Here is a 22876-nt window from a genome sequence, read left to right on the forward strand (position 1 = left end):
TTAGGAGGCAAAAATGATAAATAAAAAATTAATAGAAATAGAAGAAATGATTGATAGTAAAAGTTTAAAAGAAAAACATCATAATTTAAAAATTAATGGTGTATCTAAAGACACAAGAACAATAAAAAGAGATGAATTATACATCCCTATAATTGGTGAAAATTTTGATGGTCATGACTTTATTGCTAAGGCAATAGAAAATGGTGCTATAGCAAGTCTTTGGGATAAAAATCACCCTATTCCTGATATAGACTTCCCTTTTATATTAGTAGATGATACATTAAAAGCTGTTCAAAAATTATCTAAAGAATATAGGGATAGCCTAGATTTAAAAGTTATTGGTATAACAGGTTCAAATGGTAAAACTTCTACAAAAGATATATTATCAAGTATATTAAAAACTAAATATAAGACTTATAAAACCAAGGGAAATTTAAACAATGAATTAGGAGTACCCTTAACTCTTTTATCCTTATCTGAAGATACAGAAATAGCAGTAATTGAAATGGGCATGAGTTCTCTTGGGGAAATTGAAGTACTTACGAAACTTGCATCACCTGATTTAGCCATTATAACTAGCATAGGTACTGCTCACCTTCAAGATTTAAAAACAAAAGAAAATATTATAAAAGCAAAACTTGAAATATTAAAAGGATTAAAAAGAGATGGCCTCTTTATATATCCTGGTGATGAGCCTGATTTAAAATCTGCTGTAGATAAATTAAATATAAGTCAAGATATAATCACCTTTGGAAATAACAAATCAAATGATTATATAATAGAAGAAATTTCAACTGATAAAAATGGAATAAGATTTACTATAAAAAATGATATTTCTAAAGAATTTTTCTTGCCTATGCTTGGAAATCATCAAATTTTTAATACAAGTGCTGCTATAGCAGCATCTAGACATCTTGATATTTCATTTAAAAATATTCAAGATGGTTTAAATACTTTAGAACTTACTGCTATGAGAAATGAACTTATTCATGGACATGGATTTGACATTTTAAATGATTCATATAATTCTAACCCTGATAGCTCAAAAGCAGCCCTTAAAACAATATATTCTCTATCTAATTACAAACAAAAGATTATAGTATTTGGAGATATGTTGGAATTAGGTAAAAAAGAAATTGAAATGCACAAAGAAATTGGAGAACTTATAGATTTTAGTAAAATAGATTATTTATTTACATTTGGGGATTTAGCTAAACATACTGGAAATCAAGCTAAAAAAAATACTTTAGATAAAAAAGTGTTTTCTTTTGATGATAAATCTAAGTTAATTTCTAAAATTAAAGAAGTTTTAAAAGAAGATTCAATAATATTATTAAAAGGTTCACGTGGTATGAAATTAGAAGAAATAGAAAAAAACTTACTAAGTTAAACTTAGTAAGTTTTTTCTTATAAAGAAGTTTTTAATTTTTTCTCTTCCTTATGTCTTTCTATAGCTAGTTCTATAAGTTTATCTATTAAATCACTGTATTTTATATTACTTATATCCCATAATTTAGGATACATGCTTATTTTAGTAAAACCAGGTATAGTGTTTATTTCATTAACTATTATCTCTCCATTATCCTTTAAAAATACATCTATACGAGCCATACCTGTGCAACAAAGTGTTTTATAAGTTTTAATTGAGCATGCTCTAATCTCTTCTATTTCTTTATCACTTAATTTAGCAGGAATTTGTAGCGCTGCTCCACTTTCATCTATATATTTAGATTCATATGAATAAAATTCAGTTGCAGGAAGTATCTCACCAGGTAGAGAGCATATAGGATTATTATTGCCTAAAACTGAGCATTCAATTTCTCTACCCTTAATAGCTTCTTCAACTATAACCTTATTATCAAATTCAAAAGCAAGTTTCATAGCCTTATAAAATTCTTCTTCAGTATGAGCCTTACTTATCCCTACTGAAGAACCTAAGTTAGCAGGTTTTATAAATACAGGCATACCTAGTCTTTCTTTTACAAGTTCATAGTTATATTCTTCTTTATTATTATATGATAAGAAGTCAGCTATATTTATAAAACTATCTCTAAGTAATCTTTTCATAACATCCTTATCCATGCCCACAGCAGAACCTAGTACATCTGCTCCTACATATGCAATATTTGATAATTTTAATAAACCTTGTATAGTCCCATCTTCACCAAAGGGCCCATGAAGTATAGGAAAAATCACATCTATATCTCCTATTCTTTCATATCCATTTAAATTTATTATTTGATTTTTTCTTTCTCCTGGAATTATGGCTAATAAATTTTTATTTTTATTTAGTTTTATTTTTGAAGGATCATCCATATTAGATAAAAATTCATCATCATTAACTAAATACCATTTTCCATCCTTATCTACTCCAATAAGAATTATTTCATATTTTTCTTTATCTATAGCTTCTATTACATTTTTTGCAGATTGAAGTGAAACCTCATGCTCTGCTGATTTTCCACCAAAAAGAATCCCCACTTTAATTTTACTCATACTACACGCCTCCATTAATAATTAAAAATTAAATATTTTTTCAAGTAACAATATTATATTCTACATATATACACAATATCCTGCTTCTTATCTTCTTTTATTAGATTTTTTATTTTTCTTAAATTTCCCTTTTGATTTACCATCTTTATATTTCTTGTTTTTATCTTTTTTATAGTCTTTCTTATAATCTTTTTTATGACTTCTTTGTTCTTTTTTATTTTCTTTATCAGTTCTTTTCTTATCTATTTTTGTTTTTATGGTTTTTTCGATATCATTTAAAGGAATTCTATCCTTAGGTGATGCAAATGTTATAGCTATTCCTTCTTCACCAGCTCTTCCTGTACGTCCTATACGATGAATATAGCTTTCAGGGTCTTGTGGTATGTCATAGTTGAATACATGTGTTATATTGTCAATATCAAGCCCTCTTGCTGCAACATCTGTCGCTATTAGAAATTGTAATTTTGCATTTCTAAAATTCTTCATCACTCTTTCTCTTTTAGCTTGCGATAAATCACCATGGATTTCATCTGAATTATATCCTTTTGACTGTAATGCTTCATTAAGTGTTTTAGCTCTTCTTTTTGTTCTGCAAAAAATTATAGATAAAAAAGGATTATATTTTTCTATAGCTTCTATTAAAGCATCTTGTTTTTCTCTATCTGTTGTTTCTATTACTACTTGCTTTATCTTATCTAAAGTTACATTTTTACTCTCTATTTCAATTTGAATAGGATCTTTAGCATACTTTTTAGATAGTGAACGAACACCTTTAGGTATGGTTGCAGAAAATAATAATGTATTTCTACTTTTAGGTGTAGCTGATATTATATCTTCTATATCAGGTAAAAATCCCATATGTAGCATTTGGTCTGCTTCATCTAATACCAGGTATTTAAGTTTACCTAAATTTATAGTACCTCTTCTTAAATGATCAAGTAATCTTCCAGGAGTTCCTATAACTATATTTATATTTCCCTTTAATTTTTTAATTTGAGCATTTACATCCTTGCCACCATATGCAGCAAGAATATTTAATCCATTTACTTCAGCTAGCATCTTAGCTTCTTTTGTAATTTGTATAGCCAGCTCTCTTGTTGGTGCTATGATTAATCCTTCAATTTGTTCTTTGTCTATATTGATATTTTGCATAATAGGAAGCAAAAATGCAAAAGTCTTTCCTGTACCTGTCTGAGCTTGAGCTACAACATCATTACCCTTTAATATATGCGGTATAGCTTGTGCTTGTACTGGTGTAGGCTTGGTTATTCTATTTTTTTCTAATACACCTGTTAATTCTTTATTAATTCCTAATTTCGAAAATTTATTTTCCATTTATTATCTTCTCCTAACACTTTCTCTATTTAATCTTATTATTCTACCAAACTACTCTTTTCATTCTACTAGTTTCATCTTATATAATATATCACTAAATACTCATAATCCAAAGTTTTTTTTATAAAGCACATAAATAAATACTTAAGAATACAATAATATATCCAGTTAAATCGTAAGGAGGAAAAGTAATGAAAGATGATAAAGTTTTGGAGATAAAAAACTTAAGTATGACTTATCATTCTTTAGATGGAGAAATTAAAGCTCTAGATGATATATCTTTAGATATATTTAGAGGTGAAATAGTAGTATTGGTAGGTCCAAGTGGTTGTGGCAAATCAACCTTACTTTCAATAATAGCAGGACTACTATCTCCTTCTAATGGCAATGTTAAGATAAACAAATCAGAGGAATCAATAAATGATATTGGATATATGTTTCAAAAGGATAATCTTTTTGAATGGAGAACTATAAGAGATAATGCTCTCATAGGACTTGAGATTCAAAAAAAAGTTACCAATGAAAGAAAAGAGTTTGTAGATAAACTTTTAGATACCTATGGACTTGGAGAATTTAAAGATAGCTACCCTAGTCAATTATCAGGGGGGATGAGACAACGTGCAGCTCTTATAAGAACTCTTGCAACAAAACCAGATTTTTTACTTTTAGATGAACCCTTTTCTGCTCTTGATTATCAAACCAGACTTGTCATATCTGATGAAATAGGTGGAATACTCAAAAAAGAAGGTAAAACTGCCTTTATGGTTACTCATGATATTGCAGAAGCTATATCCATGGCAGATAGAATTGTAGTTTTAACAAATAGACCAGGAAAGATAAAGGATTTAATAGATATAAATTTAACCTGTCCAGATTGTGAAAGAAGCCCTATGAACTCAAGAGAAGCTCCTGAATTTAAAGATTATTTCAATAAAATATGGAAGGAGCTAGATGTTCATGTTAGATAATAAAGAAAAATCAAAAGAACATAAAAAATATATTAATTCTATAAAAAGTAGAAAGAGAAATATAAAATTAGCTCAAGTTTTAATATTTGTGCTCTTTTTTGGAATATGGGAAATATTAGCAAGAACTAATGTTATTGATTCATTTCTAACTAGCTATCCTTCTGCTATGTGGAATTTGTTTATAAAGTATGTTAAAGATGGTTCACTATTTCATCATATAGGTATATCTTTAATGGAAAATATAATAGGATTTTTAGGTGGCACCATATTAGGTATACTTGTAGCAATACTATTATGGTGGTCAGATTTTATATCAAAGGTATTAGACCCATATCTAGTTGTATTAAATAGCTTACCTAAAACCGCCCTAGCTCCTATAATAATATTATGGGTTGGAGCTGGATATTCTGGAATTATAGTTACTGCAATATCTGTTTCACTTGTAGTTACTATAATGAATGTCTATAGTGGATTCAAGGAAGTAGATGCTGAAAAGATAAAAATGCTTAAGACATTTGGAGCAACAAAACTTCAAATATTAAAGAAGGTTATAATTCCATCAAGCGTTCCTGCTATGATAAGTTCATTAAAAATAAATATAGGACTTTCTTGGGTAGGAGTTATAGTTGGAGAATTTTTAGTATCTAAAGCTGGTATAGGTTATTTGATTGTGTATGGTGGTCAAGTATTTAAGTTAGACTTAGTTATGATGAGTGTAATGATACTTGCCCTACTAGCTGCCCTAATGTATCAAGGAGTTGCATTAATTGAAAAAAAATATATGAAATGGAGACAATAAAACCAAGTTTAATTAAACTTGGTTTTATTTATATCTATATAATGTTGTTAGTTTCATTAGCTCTATATTCTAGCTTTATTTGAAATATACTTTTATTAAATAAAGCTTTTGTATGCCTTTCTATTTAAACTACAAGGACTATAGCCCCTTGGATAAATTTTTCCTTGCTTTATACCTAATCTATCAACTAATTGTAACGGAGAATTAACCTTTTCTTTTTTACATGCATTGATTAAAACATTAGCACATGCTAAACAATCATCTAGAGCATCATGATGATTAAATTCAAACTTTAAAAAATTTGAGAGAGTGTCTAATTTATGATTGTATAATTCAGGCCAAGTTTTCTGCGCTATTTTAACTGTACATACATATTCAAAGGACGGGTATTCCATATTATATAAATCAAGAGTTTTTCTCAACACGCTCATATCAAAGCTTGCATTATGGGCGATGATTAACTGATCCTCAAAGTACTTTTTAAAAGTTTCATCATACAATTTGTTAAATTCCGGCTGATCTTTTACATGCTCTGGTCTTATACCATGTATTGCTATATTCATATAATTAAAATCTAACTCCTTAGGTTTAATTAACCATGAGTTTTTCTCAACTATTTTCCCATCAACTACTTTAACAATGCCAATTGAACATGCACTGGCCCTTTTACTATTTGCTGTCTCGAAATCTATTACTGTAAAATTCATATTGACCTCCATCTAAAATATAATTAATAATACAATTTTACCATAAATATTCTAAAAAATATAACCCTATAAATAATTGATAAAACCTAAACTCATTTTATTTGAGCTTAGGTTTTATTTTAATCCATTGTTCCTTTTTACAACATGCATACCTTCATCTTGTTTCCATTCTGCATAAAAAACATCTTTAATTTTTTCCATTCCAAAAGCATGTATTTGATTTTTTAACCACTTTTCATTATGATTTATAATTTTCAAATTATCATACATAATTTCCCCATCTAATATGAGACTAACAGGAAGATAACTAGGCTTCTCTGTTAAATTTAAATCTTCAATTGTTGGATTAGAATATTTGGATTTTTTTAAAATACTAAGTGATCCACTGGATTCTAATATTGCATATTCTACTTCTCTTACAGAAAAAACCTGTTCTTGTCTTAGCATTCCTAATAATTCATTTATATCTAGATGTTGTTTCTTAACCACATTAAAGTCAACCTGCCCATCCCTAATTATTATAGCTGGATCACTATCAAAGAATTTTCTAGTTCGTCTAAACTTTTGAGTAACCTTTTCTATAATAAATATTAAAGATGCCCATAAAAAGATCGCATATAAGACAAATCCTATTTTCGTATCATCATTATATATGGCATTGCTTACAAGGTCTCCTAATACTAAAGATGATATAAAATCAAAAGGTGTTATCTGACTTATCTGCGTTTTCCCTAAAAATTTAGTTATTGCCAATAGTGCAAAAAATCCAATAACTAATTCCATGGTTAAGTCAAAAAAGTTTGAACCCATTATAATATCACCTACTTATCCTATTTAATAGTATTGTCTACTAATAGTTATCTTTTATTCTCATTATATTATGAAAATGTTTTACAAGGCTTAAATTAGATAAATAATGATAAATTTCCCTTGTCTATTTTAAAAATAAAACATATAATGGATGTTGCTGTTTAATGTAATTATATATATTATTTTTAAAAAATATGAAAGGAATGATGAATTTATGGATAAGAGCACAAAATTTGTAACATCTATTAATTGTATGGATGGTAGAACTCAAGAACCTATTATCAAGTATTTGAAAAATCAATATAGTGCAGATTATGTTGATATGGTAACGGAGGCTGGTCCAAATAAAATCTTAGCTGAAAATGAAGAAACTACTATCATTGAATCAATCAAGTCTAGGGTGGAAGTTTCAACTGGAAAGCATTATTCGAATCTTATAGCTATAGTTGGACATTACGATTGTGGTGGAAATCTGGCTAATGAATATACTCAAAAAGAACAAATCAAAGCTTCAGTTTTAAATGTGAAATCTTGGAATGAAGATGTTGAAGTTATTGGTTTATGGGTTGATGAAAACTGGAAGGTTAATAAAGTTAATGTATTGTTTGATAGTTCTTGGAAAATTAATAAAGTAAGTTAGATAGGAGAATAATAAATGAATAAAACAATTAATCGTTGGTATGTTGTATTGGGTGCAGTATTAGTGCAAATGTGTATAGGTGCTATTTATACATGGAGTTTGTTTAATCAGCCACTTATGGACAAGTTTGGATGGGAAAAAGGTGATGTAGTTCTTACTTATTCAATAGCAGTTTTTGTATTTGCTTTTTCAACTATTTTCTCAGGTAGCTTACAAGATAAAATAGGCCCAAAAAAAGTAGCTACTATAGGAGTTATACTATATGCTACAGGCTTAATGTTAGCTTCTACTGCTACATCTCTCATGCAGTTATATATTTATTATGGTGTTATAGCCGGAGCTGGAGTAGGTTTTGCTTATGTTTGTCCACTATCTACTTGTATTAAATGGTTTCCAGAAAAAAGAGGATTTATTACAGGTATAGCTGTCGGTTCCTTTGGGCTTGGTAGTTTAGTTTTTAAATCTGTAATTCAATATTTTATAACTAATAGTGGTGTATCTGAAACATTTTTATATTTAGGTGGTATTTATCTTGTTTTAGGTTTAATTGGTTCTCAATTTTTAGTACTTCCTCAAGTTAAAGAGGAATCGATTTCTAAAAATAATCTAGAAATCAAAGAGGCTAATTTCACAGTTGGAGAAATGATTAAAACTAAATCATTTTATTTAATTATGGTAATGTACTTATTTGCATGTATGAGTGGACTTTTAGTTATAGGACTTGCTAAAGATATTGGAATGCAATTAGCTGGATTAGAAGCTTCTGTAGCGGCAAATGCTGTAGCTATGATTTCTATGAGTGTCGTAACCTTAAATTACTTTACTTTCTTTATTTCTTTATCTGGTATTGCATTCTGTTTTGGAGGATTTTTAGCAGTATTCCCTACAATTACTGGAGAATACTATGGAATAAAAAATCTAGGAGCTAATTATGGTTTAGTTTATCAAGCTTATGGATTAGCTGCTTTAGTTGGTCCAATAATAGTTGCAAATGCTGGTGGTTTAAAACCTACATTCTTAATAGCAGCTATACTGGCTCTAATAGGTGCTGGATTAACATTTATTTTAAAAGCTCCTGAAGGAGAAGAATTTTCTGCTAAAAAAGTAGCTGCATAAAATACATTTTTAATATTAAATGATATAATTAGTTTGAGGGGGAATATAATTGAAAAATAAAAACTTTTTACTTATAATTTTTATACTTATATCATTTACTTTATCAGGATGCGCTGAAACAGGTCCAATAGAAGAAGCTACAGACTCATATGATCTATCAAATGACTTTTTCTTATATAAGACAGATGCTAATAGATTTGATTTGGTTAAAAATCCTGATGATGAAGATCCAAAATTAATACTTGAAAATGTATCAAAAATATCTTCTAATGACGATTTTATATTAGCTGAACAAATTGAAATAATTCAATTAGGCAAAGAAAAAAAAGAAGTATATTGGATTATAAATCCAAATAACAAAAAAATCTATGGTCCTATGGAATATAGTGAATTTGAATCTCAAAGACAAGAATTAAAAGTAGATGAAAATTTAGAACTTAAAAATTCTGATCAATATTTAAAATAAGATTGCGAGTTTTCGCAATCTTATTTTTATAAACAAATATTTATTTTAAAGATTCTATTGCATCTTTTGCCCAATTTGAATCCTTAAGTATTGCCCTACCTATACCTATCAAGTCTGCTTTATCACTTTCTAAAAGTTCATTTGCAGCATTAGCATTTGTTATACCACCTGTAAGTATAACAGGAATATCAACTTTTCCTTTTATAGAACGTGTAAGTTCTGAAAAATATCCCTGCTTAAATTTATCCTCAACACTATATCCATTAAATCCACCTGAGATATCTAGTATATCTATACCAGCCTTTTCAAATTCTTTTGAAGCTAGTAAACTGTCTTTTAATGTAACTCCTCCCTCAGTATAATCTGATGCTCCAAGTCTAAGTAATACTAAGAAATCATCTCCTACTGCTTTTCTTACTTCATCTATTATTTCTAAGTGTATTTTAATTCTTGATTTAACATCTCCCCCATACTCATCTTCTCTTTTATTAGTTAATGGTGAAAAAAATTGACTTAAAAGATAACCATGAGCTGAATGAATTTCTACTCCATCAAAACCTGCTTTCTTTACACGAATTGCAGCATCTTTAAATTTATTTACTATTTCTTTGATTTCTTCCTTGCTAAGTTCATGGGGGATAAATTCTCTTCCTGGATGCGCTATAGCCGATGGTCCTACTGGTTTTTCTCCTGTTACTTCTTGCTTTGATGCACTGCCTGCATGATTAATTTGCATTACAGCCTTTGACCCATTTTTTTGAATTGTTTGTGATAATGCTTTTAAACTATCAATCATATTATCATCTGCTATTGACAGTTGATTTTTACTTGCCTTTCCTTCATTAGAAATATAGCTATGTTCAATTATTATTAATGAAATATAACCACTTGCTGACTTTTCTTCATAATAATCTATAATTCCCTTACTTAAGTTTCCATCATCACCTGATTTTTCTGTTGCCATTGGTGGCATTATTAGTCTATTTTTCAAACTTTTCTTATGAAAACTATAATTATGCAAAAGATTTTTTGAAAAATTTATTGGGTATAAACCAATCTAAAGCTTATTTAAATATTTCATATATAAAAGATGCTCTTTTATTAACTTATGATACTTTGAAAATGAGCATATTGGCTATAGGATTTGCATCTATACTAGTATTTATTACTGTGTTTCCAGCAGCACATAATGTTGCAAGTGGTGCTTTAGGAATAGGCGGTAGATGGTACAATAAATTATTATTTTCAGTGATAAGAATATTTTATATATTTTCTCGAGCAATCCCTGAATTAATATGGGCAATGATTATTATTTTTATATTTAAACCAGGAATCTTGCCTGGTGCTATAGCTTTAGCCCTTCATAATTTTGGTATACTTGGAAAGCTGTGTGCAGAGTCAATTGAAGATTTAAAGTTAGATCCAATTAAAAACCTTTCTACTACTGGTGCAAATAGTATAGAGCAATTATTTTATGGGATTATACCATCTATAATGAAAAAATTTATAACATATATTATATATAGATGGGAAGTAATTCTTCGCACTACGATAGTAGTAGGTTTTGTAGGAGCAGGGGGGCTAGGTCAAGAATTTAAACTAAGTATGAGTTTCTTTCATTATACAAAAGTAACACTCTTACTCCTATGTTATATAGTTTTAGTATGGTTTGCAGATATAGTATCTGATAGAATAAGAGAGTTTATAATATAAAAATAATAATAAAACCAAGTTCATAATTGAACTTGGTTTTATTATTATTTTTTAGCTTTCCATTTTTTCCATACCTGACCAGCATCATTTATATTTGCTGAGAGTGTTTTATCACCAGGTTTCCAATTACAAGGAGCCATTTCCCCACTTTCTACATAATTTTGAAAAGCTTTTAGTTGTCTTAGTATCTCTTCTGGACATCTTCCTATGGAATTTGTAAGTAGTTCCATCCCATGTATAGTTCCTTGGGGACCAATTATAAAAGTTCCTCTTAAAGTTTTACCATTTTGTTCATCAAATACATCATATGATTTTGCTACATTTGCTACTCCATCAGACAGCATTGGATACGGGATATCCACTCCACTCATTTTTGATAATTCAACTTCATTCCAAACCTTGTGAGAATAGACACTATCAACATTTATAGCTAAAATTTCTGTATTTAATTTTACAAATTCATCATAGCGAACCGCTAGACTCGATAATTCAGTTGGTCAAACAAATGAAAAATCTCCAGAATAAAAAAATAAAATGACCCACTTATCCTTATAGTCAGATAGAGATATATTTTTTGTACTCCCATTTACAAATGCTTCAAGATTAAACTCAGGTGCCATCTTTCCTACTAACACTCTAATACCTCCTATACTAAATTAATTTTTTTATAACTAATTCAGTATTATTATTACCTTTTAAATATTTATTAATACTTTTTTATATTAAGTGGCTCTTGTGGTAATATTTCTAAAGCCTCTTTTAAGATGTCAACTGGATCTTTATCCCAAGGTAGTGTTATAATTTGTCTCCATTTTTTACTTCCTTTAACTCCGTGAAATAAACCCATTGTATGTTTTAATACATTTTGAATTTTTATGTTTTCATCTAACTTTTCTATATATTTAATAAGTTCTTCTATAACTTCACCTCTAGAGATATTATTCACTTTTCCACCTTTAAAAAACTTCTCTACTTCAGTAAGCATAAATGGATTATCATAAGCTGCTCTTCCTATCATTACACCATCAACATGCTTCAAATGGGTTTGTATTTCTTCTACTGTTTTAATTCCTCCATTTATATCTATATTTAAATATGGATATTCTTTTTTTAACCTATATATATCTTCATATCTAATAGGTGGTACTTCCCTATTTTCTTTAGGACTAAGTCCAGCTAATATTGCAATTCTAGCATGTACAATGAATCTATCTACTTTGGCCTTTTCTACTATATCTATAAAGTTTGTTAAATCTTCATATTTGTCTATTATCTTTCTATCAAAGCTATCAGGTAATATTCCGCTTCCATCTATGCCTATTCTATGTTTTACAGTAATAGGTTTATCAGTATTTTTTCTCATTTGACAAACCATATCTCTTACTAATTCAGGATATGCAATAAGATATGCTCCCATATCATTTCCAGATACCCTATCTGAAGAACAACCTACATTTAAATTTATTTCATCATAATTCCATTTTTCAGCTATCTTTACTGCTTTACCTATATTCTTTGAATCACACCCAGCAATTTGTAAAGCCAAAGGTCTTTCAAATTCATCAAAATCAAGTAACATATTCCTATCTCCATGTATTATAGCTTGAGCTGTTATCATTTCTGTATATAATAAGGTATTTTTAGTTAATAACCTAGTGAAATATCTAAAATGCCTATCTGTTCTATCTACCATAGGAGCAATACTTATCTTTGGTGTTTTAATTTTTGATATATTGTGACATATTTAATTCTCCTTTGAATTTTTTATGTTTATATTTTATTTTACCCTGAAATATGTGTTTTTCATCATAAAAAAGATATGGATAATTCAAATCCATATCTTTTTTTGCTTTATTTTATTTTTCTTTTCCATTTTTAATCCAACTAGCAACTTCTAAGGTTCTTTTAACTTGATGCTTTACAGATGCTTCTACATCTTCAACCATCTTACCATCTTGACCTTGAGTTACTGATGTACCATAAGGATTTCCTCCTGCTGCAAAGACAGAATCATCACTATATCCCGGTGGTACTATAATAGCACCCCAGTGCATCATAGTAGTGTATAATGACTTTATAGTAGCTTCTTGACCTCCATGTGGATTTTGTGCTGAAGTCATAGCTGTTACTACTTTATTGATTAGTTTTCCTTTAGACCATACTCCACCTTGTAAATCTAAAAATTGCTTCATTTGTGCTGCTACATTTCCAAATCTAGTTGGAGTTGAAAATACTATCGCATCTGCCCAAACTAAATCTTCTGATGTAGCTATAGGTGTATCTTTAGTTTTTTCTACATTACCCTTCCAAACTGGATTTTTTTCAATAGCTTCCTCTGAGGCAAGTTCTTCTACTTGTAAAAGTTTAACTTCTGCTCCTGCATCTTCCCCAGCTTCTTTTGCCCACTCTGCTAATTGAGTGTTTATTCCTGTCATGCTGTAATAAATTATAGCAAGTTTTGTTTTATTCATATACATTCTCCCTTCAATTATTTTCTTATTGTCTCTATTTACTATCTTACCCCAGCAATTTTTTTCTAATCAAAGATTGAATTTTTGATAAATTTATCTATTCAGACTTATTTAATTTCAATGTCACTTTAAATAAATCTCCATCTATTTCTATGTCAAATTCTCCATTTTGAAGTTCTATTAAGCTTTTAGCTATTGATAGACCTAGCCCACTTCCTGGACTATTTCTTGATTCATCTCCTCTTTTAAATCGCTCCATTAATTCATCTGGAGATATATTTAGTTCATATGCTGATATGTTTTTTATAGTGAGAGATACATTTTCTTTATTTTCTAGTATATCTATATAAACTCTAGAGTCATTTAATGCATATTTAAACACATTTGAAAATAGATTTTCTATAGCACGCCACAAAAGTTTCCCATCAGCTAATACATATATATCTTTAGTTTTAGTATTTAATTTAAACTCTAAATCTGATTCTTGTACTCTATCATCTAATTCTCCAATTCCTTGACTTATAAGTGAAACTAAATTAATCTTTTCTAAATTCACAGGAATATTACCACTATTTGCTTTTGATGCTTCAAATAAATCATCTGTTAGTACTTTTAACTTTTGTGACTTATTATCTAATACATCTATATATTCATTTGTCTTTTCATCATGCTCTTCTCTTTTTAATAAATCTACATAAGTTATGATAGAAGTTAAAGGAGTTCTTATATCATGGGAAACATTACTTATAAGCTCTGATTTTAATCTTTCACTTTTTACTTCATTTTCTACTGCACTATTTAATCCATCTGCTATACTATTTATGTCATTTGCAAGTGAATTAAATTCTCCATTACTTGAAACATTAATCTTATGGTCTAAATCTCCATCTTTAATCTTTTTAACTCCTTCTTTTATAGAGTTAAATTCCTTTACTTTTCTAAGAGCTAAATATGCAGCTAATCCAATTGTTATGGGAAACATAAAGAATGTTGCAACTACAAATAGAGGGTATCCTATTACAAGCAATACTACTTTCACTGCTACATTCCCATTATTATATACATCTTTAAAAAACGAAAATAATTTATGTCCTATTATATAAATCACAGAATGTTTTATTATTGTTTTATTTTTTATATGTTTTATAAGTGACAATAATAAAAGTAATCCTATAGTTGATATTAGAGCTGTAACTGGTATAAACAATTTTATTGCCATTGACATATTATTAAAGGGTAATATACCAAGTAATGGCCATAGAGCAATAAGTATAAATTCCAATATGATATTTATATCAGTATATATTTTATCTATAAATGAAAGATGAATATCATCATCCTCTGGTTTTCTACCTGCAGAATAAATTAAATATATAAATGATACTAAAAATATTACAAGTAATATTAATACTTTATTTGCTACAGCTTCAATTGCTTTTTTATCTTCTTGCCATTCATCAATTTGTGGTTGCAAGTAACTATCTGTAAATCCTAAATATATTTTACTACTTGAATCTTCTATATAATGAGTTAGATTATACAAGCCTCTAGAATTATTTTCTTCAAATTGTTCTGGATATCCACTAACATAATTATTCTCTATAAATACATATGAAGGATAATTTTTAAAGCTATCGCTAGTAATATTATTACTGTTTTTAAAAATTTCTTCGCCATATTTGGCAAAGTATATTAAACCATCTTTATTATTTAATCTTTCTTTTATATTATTAAACTCTTTTAAATCATCTTCAATCATATCATTTTTTATATTATCAATTTGAGTTTTATATATCTCTCTAAATTTTTCTCTATTTTCTGTTTCTGATAAATTAGGATTATATTCTTTTGAATTTGAAGTGAATTCATAATATAAGTTTTGAGTTCTTTCTTCTAAGTAATCTTTATTAAGTGTTTTTCCTTCTTTTATATATTCTTCATTTTTATAATGATTTATTAACTGTGATAAATCACTTGCTATGCTTTCAACATCATAATGAAACTCATTTGATTGATAATAATTATCTTCAAACAACACTCTTAGGTTGAGATCTCCATCTGTTTTTATCATTGTATCAAACATTAAATATAAGCCAGATGTAAGTGTAGTAATAGCAATTACAAAGGCTATTATTTTAAGCCCATATGAATAACTATATTTTTTCAATTTTGTAGCCAATTCCCCACACCACCTTTAGATATTTTGGTTCTTTCGGATTTATTTCTATCTTTTCTCTTATTTTTCTTATATGTACCGCAACTGTGTTTTCAGGATTGTACGCAGTTTCATTCCATACCTTTTCATATATTTTATCTATTGAAAATACATTACCCTTATTTTCTATTAAAAGTTTAAGTATCTTATATTGAACTGGAGTAAGTCTTACTTCACATCCATCAACTGTAACTTTTTTATCATCATCTTCTACTATTAGTCCTCCTGTTTGAAACATATTTTCTTTTTCTTCTATGCTTCCAAGCTTGGTATATCTTCTAAGTTGAGAATCTACTCTTGCTATTAGTTCTAGTGGGTTAAAAGGCTTTGTTATATAATCATCTGCTCCCATATTAAGTCCCATTATTTTATCTGTATCTTCTGATTTAGCTGATAGCATTATTACTGGTATGTTCTTAAATTCTCTTATCTTCATAGTAGCTATAAGTCCATCCATTTTGGGCATCATTATATCCATTATTATAAGGTGAATATCATCTTCTTCTATTATCCTAAGTGCATCTATTCCATTGTAACCTTTGTAAATTTCATGTCCTTCATTTTTAAGATATATTCCTATCGCATCTACTATTTCCTTTTCATCATCACATATTAATATATTCATTCTAAAACACCCCTGGATTTAATTTTAGACATATTATATCACAACCTTTATTTTTGATTTAATATAATAATAGCAAATAGATATTAAGAAATACTCAATGAAAATCTTAAGACTTTCTTAAGATTAAAAAAAGATTCCTCTCTTGCGAAGAATCTTTTCTTTAAGCTTATTTATTTTTTACATTTCCAATTTGCTTTAATACTATTGATATGGTGCCATCTGTATTATTTACAAATTCTATTTTTCCCTTGTCATCAAAAAATTCTATAGGTACTTTTATTTCTATTCCTGTATCTGTAACTATTTTTTGCTTTTTAAAATTTTGTCTTTTTAGTTTTTCACTTACTTCAAATTTACCTTCATTTAATCCTTCTTTTTCCATGATACTCATATATTCTTTTTTGTTATCTATATCAGATTTAAAGACATCTCTTGCAACACTTTCTATATCAATCCTATCATTTTCTTCTAAAGATTTTGCTACTGCTTTTTTTGCTTGTCCTACCTTTTCAAAATCTCCTTCATAATTATTTTCTAAGAAGTTTTGAGTGGTTTTATTTAAGACTTTAATCTTTTCTTTTTCTGATCTTTTACTGTTACATTTAAGGTAGATTCTTGATAAGTAATAAATCTTCTCTCCATTTATTTCATAATCTTTTTCTAATAATTTTATATCTAAGGTTGTTAAATCAATTAATACACATTCATCTATTCTCTGACTTTCATTAGGTAGGGATGTTCTTTGCTTTATTATAGAATTTATTGTCTTATCATCTTGTCTGTCTACATTGTGAATATATGAATTTCTATAATTCATTTTAAAGATAGCAAAATATTTCCTATCTTCATATGTGAATACAGAAAATATTACATCTGCTGGTGGAATATCCACATTTACCTTTATAATATTAAACAAAATTTCAGCTAATTTTTTTGTGTCATCTACAAAGCTATGTAAATTATAATTTACTATTATATCTTTAACTACATTTTCCCCATCATTAAATCGAGCTGGTCTAAGTGAACCATCTGTAAACACCTTTAATATATGTTTTTCTAAAAATTCTTCTATATCTTCATCTATAGGATGTTCTACTTCTGACAAAACTGGTATTTCTAAATTATTATCTAATATATGAACTATCATTTTATTTATTTCTAAATCTTTTATATCCAAAATGCCAACCCCTCAAATTTTATTTACATCACAAAGTACATTTTATTTTATATTCATATTTATGTCAAAGAAAAAGAACCTTAAGAAGGTTCTCTAATTTACTTACAAGATTTTCTTTTTATAAATTTTGTTGGGATTATAACCTTTTTAGCAATATTTCTATTGCCTTCAATTCTTTCAAGTAATAATCCTACCGCTGTAGTACCCATAAGCTCTGTGTGGATTTTTATAGTGCTTAAAGGAGGCGATAGAAACTTAGCTGTAGGTATATCATCCACTGCTATAATACAAACATCCTGAGGTATCTTGATATTAGCTTCAAATAACGCCCTCATAGCTCCAATTGCCATAGTATCAGAAGCTATGAAAAATGCCTTAGGTAGATTTCCTCTTTTAATGGCTTTTTTCATTAGTATATAACCATCTTCAAAGGTAAATCTTCCAATATAAATATTTTCTTCATTATATAAATTATGTTCTTTCATAAAACTTATAAATGTATTTTGTCTTTCATCTTCTAGTTTTTCTAAATTTTTACCTATATATTCATTTCCACTAATAAAGCCAATTTCTTTAAAGCCCTTATCTATTAGAAATTCCAGTATTTTTATTACTGCTTTTTTAAAATCTACTATTACAGAATCAAACTTTTCATCATCTGGAGAAAAGTCTACAAATACAATATTTTCAGTAGAATCCGATATCTCTTTTACTTCATCTACACTGAATTTACCAACTGCTATTATACCATTTAAGTTTTCATATTCATTTAAATTATATTCATTTTCAGTTTTAAAAACAGTTATAACCTCTATATTATTGTATGCACATTCTTCTTCTATGCCTTTTCGAATTGAAAGATAGTATATATCTTCTAATTCTTCCTTTTGTGAATACCAATGAACTATGCCTATTCTTAATTTCTTGTTTGAATTATTTTTTCTTTGCTTTACTGTTTTATAATCTAATTTTTCTGCTGTTTCAAATATTCTCTTCCTAGTTTCATCTGCAACAGATATACTTTTATCATAATTAAGAACTCTTGATACTGTAGATTGAGATACTTTAGCTATCTCTGCTATGTCTTTTATTGTAGCCAATTGATCACTTCCATTCAATAAATTAAATACTTTTTATTTTACTTTCATAAGCTTTTATCATGTCATTTTCAAATTCAATTTCTTTATCAGTATGATTGTTTATGAATAAATATTTCTTATTTTTATATTTTCTCATATATAGCTCTAATCCTTTAGGTGAGTCTATATATTCTATAGCCTGGTCTTTTATAATATCTCTATATAATTCATCTAAAACATCTTCACTTACACCAGTACCTATATAATATACTTGTCCTTTGCCATATTTATTTCTTGTTATAGCTGCTTTATCATCATAGAATTTATCATTATATTTATATAATACTTCTGCTGTGTTTGGGCTTATTATATCACGCCAAACATTAGCCTTATATTTTTCTTTATTATCTTTTGCTACTATTTCTATATCTTCTACTAGCGATTCACTTTCATCTATTCTAATACCAGCTAATTCACTTATTAATCCAGGGTTTTCTAATCCAAAATACAAGTTATTATTTTTATCTTTTATTCCTGCCCTAAATGAAAATATTATTGTGCCACCATTATCTGCAAATTCTTCAAGTCTTTTTTGTAAGTTTTCATCAATGATTTGCATTACTGGTAGGGCTAATACTTTATATTTTTCAAAATCATTTTTTATATCTATTACATCTATATTTGTATTTAAATTATAAAATGGTCTATAGAGCCTTAAAATCTCATTTGTAAAATTAAACTTAATAGATTGATTCTGACCTTTCCAAGACCAAGTATTATCAAAGTCATATAGCACACCAATATCAGATTCTATTTTAGAATTTATTATCTTCTCATGATTTTTTATATCTTTCATAAATTCTTTTACTTCTTCGTATTTTCTCTTTTCTTTATTGTCTGAATCTATTATACCATAACAAAATTGTTCAGCACCTCTTGTCATTCCCCTCCATCTGAAAAATAACATATTTTCACAACCATGAGCTATAGCTTGATATGCCCACATCTTTGCTTGATTAGGACGTGGCAGATACCCTATTACGTCATGACCTTGAGCCCCCATTAATTCTTCTACTATCCAGTAGTTTTTATTCTTTAAACCACGTACATAATCATGGTTTAAGGCTATTTCAGCAGCTTCAATAGGTTCTTTTAATCCACCCCATACTGGATAATTATCATATGATATAAAGTCTAGTTTTTCTGCTAATACATTTTGATCATATGCTTTATCAAAAAATCCCCCAGGTAAATTATGAGTAACTGTTTGATTTTTTCCCTTTAATTCATTTACTATATTTATTTGAAGCTTAGCAAAACTATTTATAGAATGAGATCTAAATCTAGCCCAATCTAATTTAAAAGAAGGATTGTGAACTGTTATTGTAGGTTTTGGGATTGGAATTTCATCAAAATGATTGTAAGTTTGGCCCCAAAAAATAGTTCCATAAGTTTTATTTAAATTTTCTATTTCCTCATATTTATTTTTAAGGAATTTTTGAAATTCTTTATGACATTGATTACAATAACACATATCACTTCCTTCGTGTCCAAATTCATTGTCTATTTGCCAAGAAATTATTTGCTCTTCTTCTTTGTAATGATTTATTAATTTTTCTACTATTTTTTTTGCATAATCCTTATAAACTTCTGAGTTAAAGCAATATTGTCTTCTTCCACCAAAAACCCTTTTATTTCCTAGCTCATCTTCTGATAATATGGATGGTTCTTTTTTTGCAAGCCAGGCTGGAAATGTAGCTGTAGGCGTACCAAACATTACCTTGATATTCTTAGATTTAGCTTTTTCTATTACCATATCAAAAAAAGAAAAATCAAATTCTCCTTCCCTTATCTCCATCATATGCCAAGCAAATTCTCCAATTCTTATGATATTGCTTCCCATTTCTTTTATTCTATCAAGATCTTCATCTATCATATCTTTATCCCAATGCTCTGGATAATAGTCAACACCTAAATACATTTTCATACCTCCTAAATAATAGAAAACTTATACTCGGTTTTCTCATAATAATCTTCATCTGCTTTTAAAATAGCTGAATTCATATTTTCATGATTTATTCCATCTGGCTCATATTGAGTTTCAAAACAAATCCCATCATGTTTCTTTCCTGTTTTTTCATACTTTAATTTTTCATTACCAGGAAAATTATAGCTATATATCACTACACAAGGATACGTTGTACTTATCTCCATTTTCCTTTTACTTTGTTTATCTACCATAGTTATAGCATTATCAAATTCCCTTAGTAAAAATGCATGGTCTAATCCATTTGTAAGTTTGATCTGGGGATAGTCATAATCTAAGCTTTCTTTTATAGCTTTACTTTTCCTAAAGTCCATAGGTGTGTTTTCTACATTTATAAATTTGCCTGTTGGTATCATATTTTCATTTAACTCTAAAAATTCATCTGATCTGATAGATAAATATTGCTCTTTTATATCTTTTTTATAATTACCAGATAAATTGAAATAAGAATGATTAGTCAAATTGCAAAGTGTAGTCTTATCTGTATTGGCATAGTATTCTATTATCACTTTATTTTTTCTTAAAGTATATTTTACATATACTTGTAAGTTACCTGGATAATTTTCTTCCATATCCTTGCTATAGTAATTAAATATAATTGATGTTTCACCTTTTCCTTCTAATATCTTATAATTCCATATTTTTTTATTAAATCCTTGATATCCTCCGTGACCACTGTTCATATCATAGTTATTATTCAACTGATATTCTTCTTGATTAAGGCTAAACTTACCATTAGCTATTCTTCCTGATGTTCTTCCAATTGTAGCTCCAAAATAAGGTGAATTTTCTATATAGTCATATATATTTTCATGTGTTAATATTATATTTTCTCTTTTCCCTTTATTATCTGCTACTAAAAGCTCTACTAGACTCGCCCCATAATCAAGTAATTTCAGTTCAATATCCTTGTTTTTTATGCTTATAAAATTTAAACTTTTATCATCTATATTTATTTTTTCAATGGAATACATTTTTAATCCTCCCTTTAAATGTATTTAAAGAGGTAGTAAATTAACCACCTCTTTAAAATCTTTATATTTTTTTTGCTCCATCGCCTATTTCTGCTATATAAAATTCTGGTTCATAACCTATTTTTTCTTTGTACTCTTTTCTTACATTTTCTTTAAAGTCTTCTATTTTATCATTATAGACTAGATTGACAGAGCATCCTCCAAAACCTGCACCAGTCATTCTAGCACCAATAGAATCATTTTTCCAAGCAGCAGAAACTAAAGTATCTAATTCTTCTCCTGTAACTTCATAATCATCACGAAGTGAAATGTGAGAATCATTCATTAATTTTCCAAATCCTTTTATATCACCTTTTTTCAGTATACTAGCAGCTCTTATAGTCCTTCTATTTTCATATACTGCATGTTTTGCTCTTTTTCTATTCGTTTGATTTTTAATCAAATATTTGTTTTCTTCAAATTGTTCTTCTGTTAAATCACCTAAAGAATTTATGTCTAATTTAGTTTGTAAATCCTTTAATGCTGATTCACACTGACTACGTCTTTCATTGTATTTAGAATCAGCAAGACCTCTTCTTTTATTTGTATTTGCTATTACTATAGAAATATTTTCTAAATTTATAGGAGCATATTCATATTCTAAGGTGTTGGTATCAAGTAAAATAGCATGATCTTTTTTTCCCATAGCTACAATAAATTGATCCATTATTCCACAATTAACTCCAATATATTCATTTTCAGTTTTTTGAGCTAATTTAGACATTTCTACTTTATCAATATCTAAATCAAATAAATCTTTTAAAAGTATACTTGTGACTATGGATATTGATGCACTTGAAGATAGGCCTGCTCCATTTGGTATGTTTCCAAAATATAATATTTCAAAACCACTATCTATTTCATATCCCCTATCTTTAAATATCTTTGTAATGCCTTTAGGATAATTTGCCCACTCATCATCCTTGTTATATGACAATTCATCTAAACTACTTTCAATTACTCCAATTTCAGAAAAATTTTCTGAATATAGTAAAATTCTTTTATCTTTTCGTTTCCTTCCTATGGCATATGTTCCAAAGCTCAAGGCACAAGGAAATACATATCCACCATTATAATCGGTATGTTCACCTATTAGATTTACTCTACCTGGAGCAAAATAAGATCTAATGTTTTCTTTGCTAGCAAATTTTTCAGAGAAGATATCTTTTAACTTTTCTAGATTCATCTATCACACCGCC

General features: G+C 28.1%; 22 protein-coding genes. 7 read left to right on the forward strand and 15 right to left on the reverse strand.

The annotated features are described in order from the left end of the window. The first annotated feature begins 13 nt into the window (after nt 1-13). Entirely contained in the window at nt 14-1390 is a 1377-nt protein-coding gene (locus tag ACTHUW_RS00235; RefSeq protein WP_442197030.1) for a UDP-N-acetylmuramoyl-tripeptide--D-alanyl-D-alanine ligase, read from the forward strand. A gap of 17 nt (nt 1391-1407) precedes the next feature. On the opposite strand, the gene ddlA is transcribed toward ACTHUW_RS00235, so the two are convergent. After that, the gene (gene ddlA, locus ACTHUW_RS00240; RefSeq protein ID WP_442210881.1) at nt 1408-2496 is read right to left on the reverse strand and encodes a D-alanine--D-alanine ligase; all 1089 of its coding nucleotides are present in this window, start codon (nt 2494-2496) and stop codon (nt 1408-1410) included. An 87-nt stretch (nt 2497-2583) separates the two neighbouring features. Further along, complete coding sequence (locus ACTHUW_RS00245) at nt 2584-3831, reverse strand: DEAD/DEAH box helicase (RefSeq protein ID WP_442197032.1); 1248 nt, start codon at nt 3829-3831, stop codon at nt 2584-2586. Between the two features lie 191 nt (nt 3832-4022). On the opposite strand from ACTHUW_RS00245, the gene ACTHUW_RS00250 reads away from it, so the two are divergent. Next, nucleotides 4023-4799: an ABC transporter ATP-binding protein gene (locus tag ACTHUW_RS00250; protein ID WP_442212225.1), complete on the forward strand. Its 777-nt coding sequence runs from the start codon at nt 4023-4025 to the stop codon at nt 4797-4799. Further along, entirely contained in the window at nt 4783-5598 is an 816-nt protein-coding gene (locus ACTHUW_RS00255) for an ABC transporter permease (protein WP_442197034.1), read from the forward strand. Before ACTHUW_RS00250 ends, ACTHUW_RS00255 begins: the two co-directional genes overlap by 17 nt. Before the next feature lie 95 nt (nt 5599-5693). On the opposite strand, the gene ACTHUW_RS00260 is transcribed toward ACTHUW_RS00255, so the two are convergent. Next, nucleotides 5694-6305 carry an exonuclease domain-containing protein gene (locus tag ACTHUW_RS00260; protein ID WP_442199748.1) on the reverse strand — a complete coding sequence of 204 codons (612 nt, stop codon included), beginning with the start codon at nt 6303-6305 and terminating at the stop codon, nt 5694-5696. Nucleotides 6306-6419: 114 nt separating this feature from the next. Continuing rightward, nucleotides 6420-7115: a DUF421 domain-containing protein gene (locus ACTHUW_RS00265; protein ID WP_442198684.1), complete on the reverse strand. Its 696-nt coding sequence runs from the start codon at nt 7113-7115 to the stop codon at nt 6420-6422. 214 nt (nt 7116-7329) lie between these two features. On the opposite strand from ACTHUW_RS00265, the gene ACTHUW_RS00270 reads away from it, so the two are divergent. Genes ACTHUW_RS00270 through ACTHUW_RS00280 form a run of 3 tightly spaced genes read left to right on the forward strand, consistent with a single transcriptional unit; the run spans nt 7330 to nt 9337 of the window. After that, nucleotides 7330-7755, forward strand: coding sequence for a carbonic anhydrase (locus tag ACTHUW_RS00270; RefSeq protein ID WP_442199747.1), 426 nt, complete (start codon nt 7330-7332; stop codon nt 7753-7755). A 15-nt stretch (nt 7756-7770) separates the two neighbouring features. Next, nucleotides 7771-8871 (forward strand): OFA family MFS transporter, encoded by a 1101-nt coding sequence (locus ACTHUW_RS00275; RefSeq protein ID WP_442212227.1) that lies wholly within the window; start codon nt 7771-7773, stop codon nt 8869-8871. Between the two features lie 49 nt (nt 8872-8920). Then, on the forward strand, nt 8921-9337 hold the full coding sequence (locus ACTHUW_RS00280) for a DUF3997 domain-containing protein (protein WP_442198687.1): 417 nt from the start codon (nt 8921-8923) through the stop codon (nt 9335-9337). Nucleotides 9338-9377: 40 nt separating this feature from the next. Here ACTHUW_RS00280 and ACTHUW_RS00285 read toward each other — a convergent pair whose 3' ends face one another. After that, a complete protein-coding gene (locus ACTHUW_RS00285; RefSeq protein WP_442212295.1) occupies nt 9378-10310 on the reverse strand; it encodes an NADH:flavin oxidoreductase in 933 nt (310 codons plus the stop codon). Between the two features lie 56 nt (nt 10311-10366). Between ACTHUW_RS00285 and ACTHUW_RS00290 the strand changes: the two genes are divergently transcribed. Further along, nucleotides 10367-11050 (forward strand): PhnE/PtxC family ABC transporter permease, encoded by a 684-nt coding sequence (locus ACTHUW_RS00290; RefSeq protein WP_442212229.1) that lies wholly within the window; start codon nt 10367-10369, stop codon nt 11048-11050. A gap of 44 nt (nt 11051-11094) precedes the next feature. Here the strand turns inward: ACTHUW_RS00290 and ACTHUW_RS00295 are convergent, their stop codons facing one another. From ACTHUW_RS00295 to ACTHUW_RS00340, 10 genes are all read right to left on the reverse strand, one after another. Beyond that, nucleotides 11095-11670, reverse strand: a complete 576-nt coding sequence (locus ACTHUW_RS00295; protein ID WP_442212297.1) for a redoxin domain-containing protein — start codon at nt 11668-11670, stop codon at nt 11095-11097. A gap of 86 nt (nt 11671-11756) precedes the next feature. Next, nucleotides 11757-12794: a tRNA dihydrouridine(20/20a) synthase DusA gene (gene dusA, locus ACTHUW_RS00300; protein ID WP_442212299.1), complete on the reverse strand. Its 1038-nt coding sequence runs from the start codon at nt 12792-12794 to the stop codon at nt 11757-11759. A 112-nt stretch (nt 12795-12906) separates the two neighbouring features. Further along, a complete protein-coding gene (gene wrbA / locus ACTHUW_RS00305; RefSeq protein ID WP_442198386.1) occupies nt 12907-13521 on the reverse strand; it encodes an NAD(P)H:quinone oxidoreductase in 615 nt (204 codons plus the stop codon). 97 nt (nt 13522-13618) lie between these two features. Then, nucleotides 13619-15700 carry a histidine kinase dimerization/phospho-acceptor domain-containing protein gene (locus ACTHUW_RS00310; protein ID WP_442210614.1) on the reverse strand — a complete coding sequence of 694 codons (2082 nt, stop codon included), beginning with the start codon at nt 15698-15700 and terminating at the stop codon, nt 13619-13621. Then, entirely contained in the window at nt 15675-16361 is a 687-nt protein-coding gene (locus tag ACTHUW_RS00315; protein ID WP_442210612.1) for a response regulator transcription factor, read from the reverse strand. Before ACTHUW_RS00315 ends, ACTHUW_RS00310 begins: the two co-directional genes overlap by 26 nt. A gap of 166 nt (nt 16362-16527) precedes the next feature. Next, complete coding sequence (locus tag ACTHUW_RS00320; RefSeq protein WP_442198389.1) at nt 16528-17538, reverse strand: nucleoid-associated protein; 1011 nt, start codon at nt 17536-17538, stop codon at nt 16528-16530. Between the two features lie 98 nt (nt 17539-17636). Beyond that, nucleotides 17637-18638, reverse strand: a complete 1002-nt coding sequence (locus ACTHUW_RS00325; protein ID WP_442198390.1) for a LacI family DNA-binding transcriptional regulator — start codon at nt 18636-18638, stop codon at nt 17637-17639. Between the two features lie 22 nt (nt 18639-18660). Continuing rightward, nucleotides 18661-20604: a beta-galactosidase gene (locus ACTHUW_RS00330; protein ID WP_442212231.1), complete on the reverse strand. Its 1944-nt coding sequence runs from the start codon at nt 20602-20604 to the stop codon at nt 18661-18663. A gap of 5 nt (nt 20605-20609) precedes the next feature. Continuing rightward, the gene (locus ACTHUW_RS00335; protein WP_442212233.1) at nt 20610-21638 is read right to left on the reverse strand and encodes an aldose epimerase family protein; all 1029 of its coding nucleotides are present in this window, start codon (nt 21636-21638) and stop codon (nt 20610-20612) included. Between the two features lie 61 nt (nt 21639-21699). Next, nucleotides 21700-22863 (reverse strand): galactokinase, encoded by a 1164-nt coding sequence (locus ACTHUW_RS00340; protein WP_442212235.1) that lies wholly within the window; start codon nt 22861-22863, stop codon nt 21700-21702. Nucleotides 22864-22876: the final 13 nt, after the last annotated feature.

Origin of the sequence: Senegalia sp. (in: firmicutes) (assembly GCF_052088025.1) — a bacterium.
In the GTDB taxonomy this organism is placed as follows: domain Bacteria; phylum Bacillota; class Clostridia; order Tissierellales; family SIT17; genus Anaeromonas.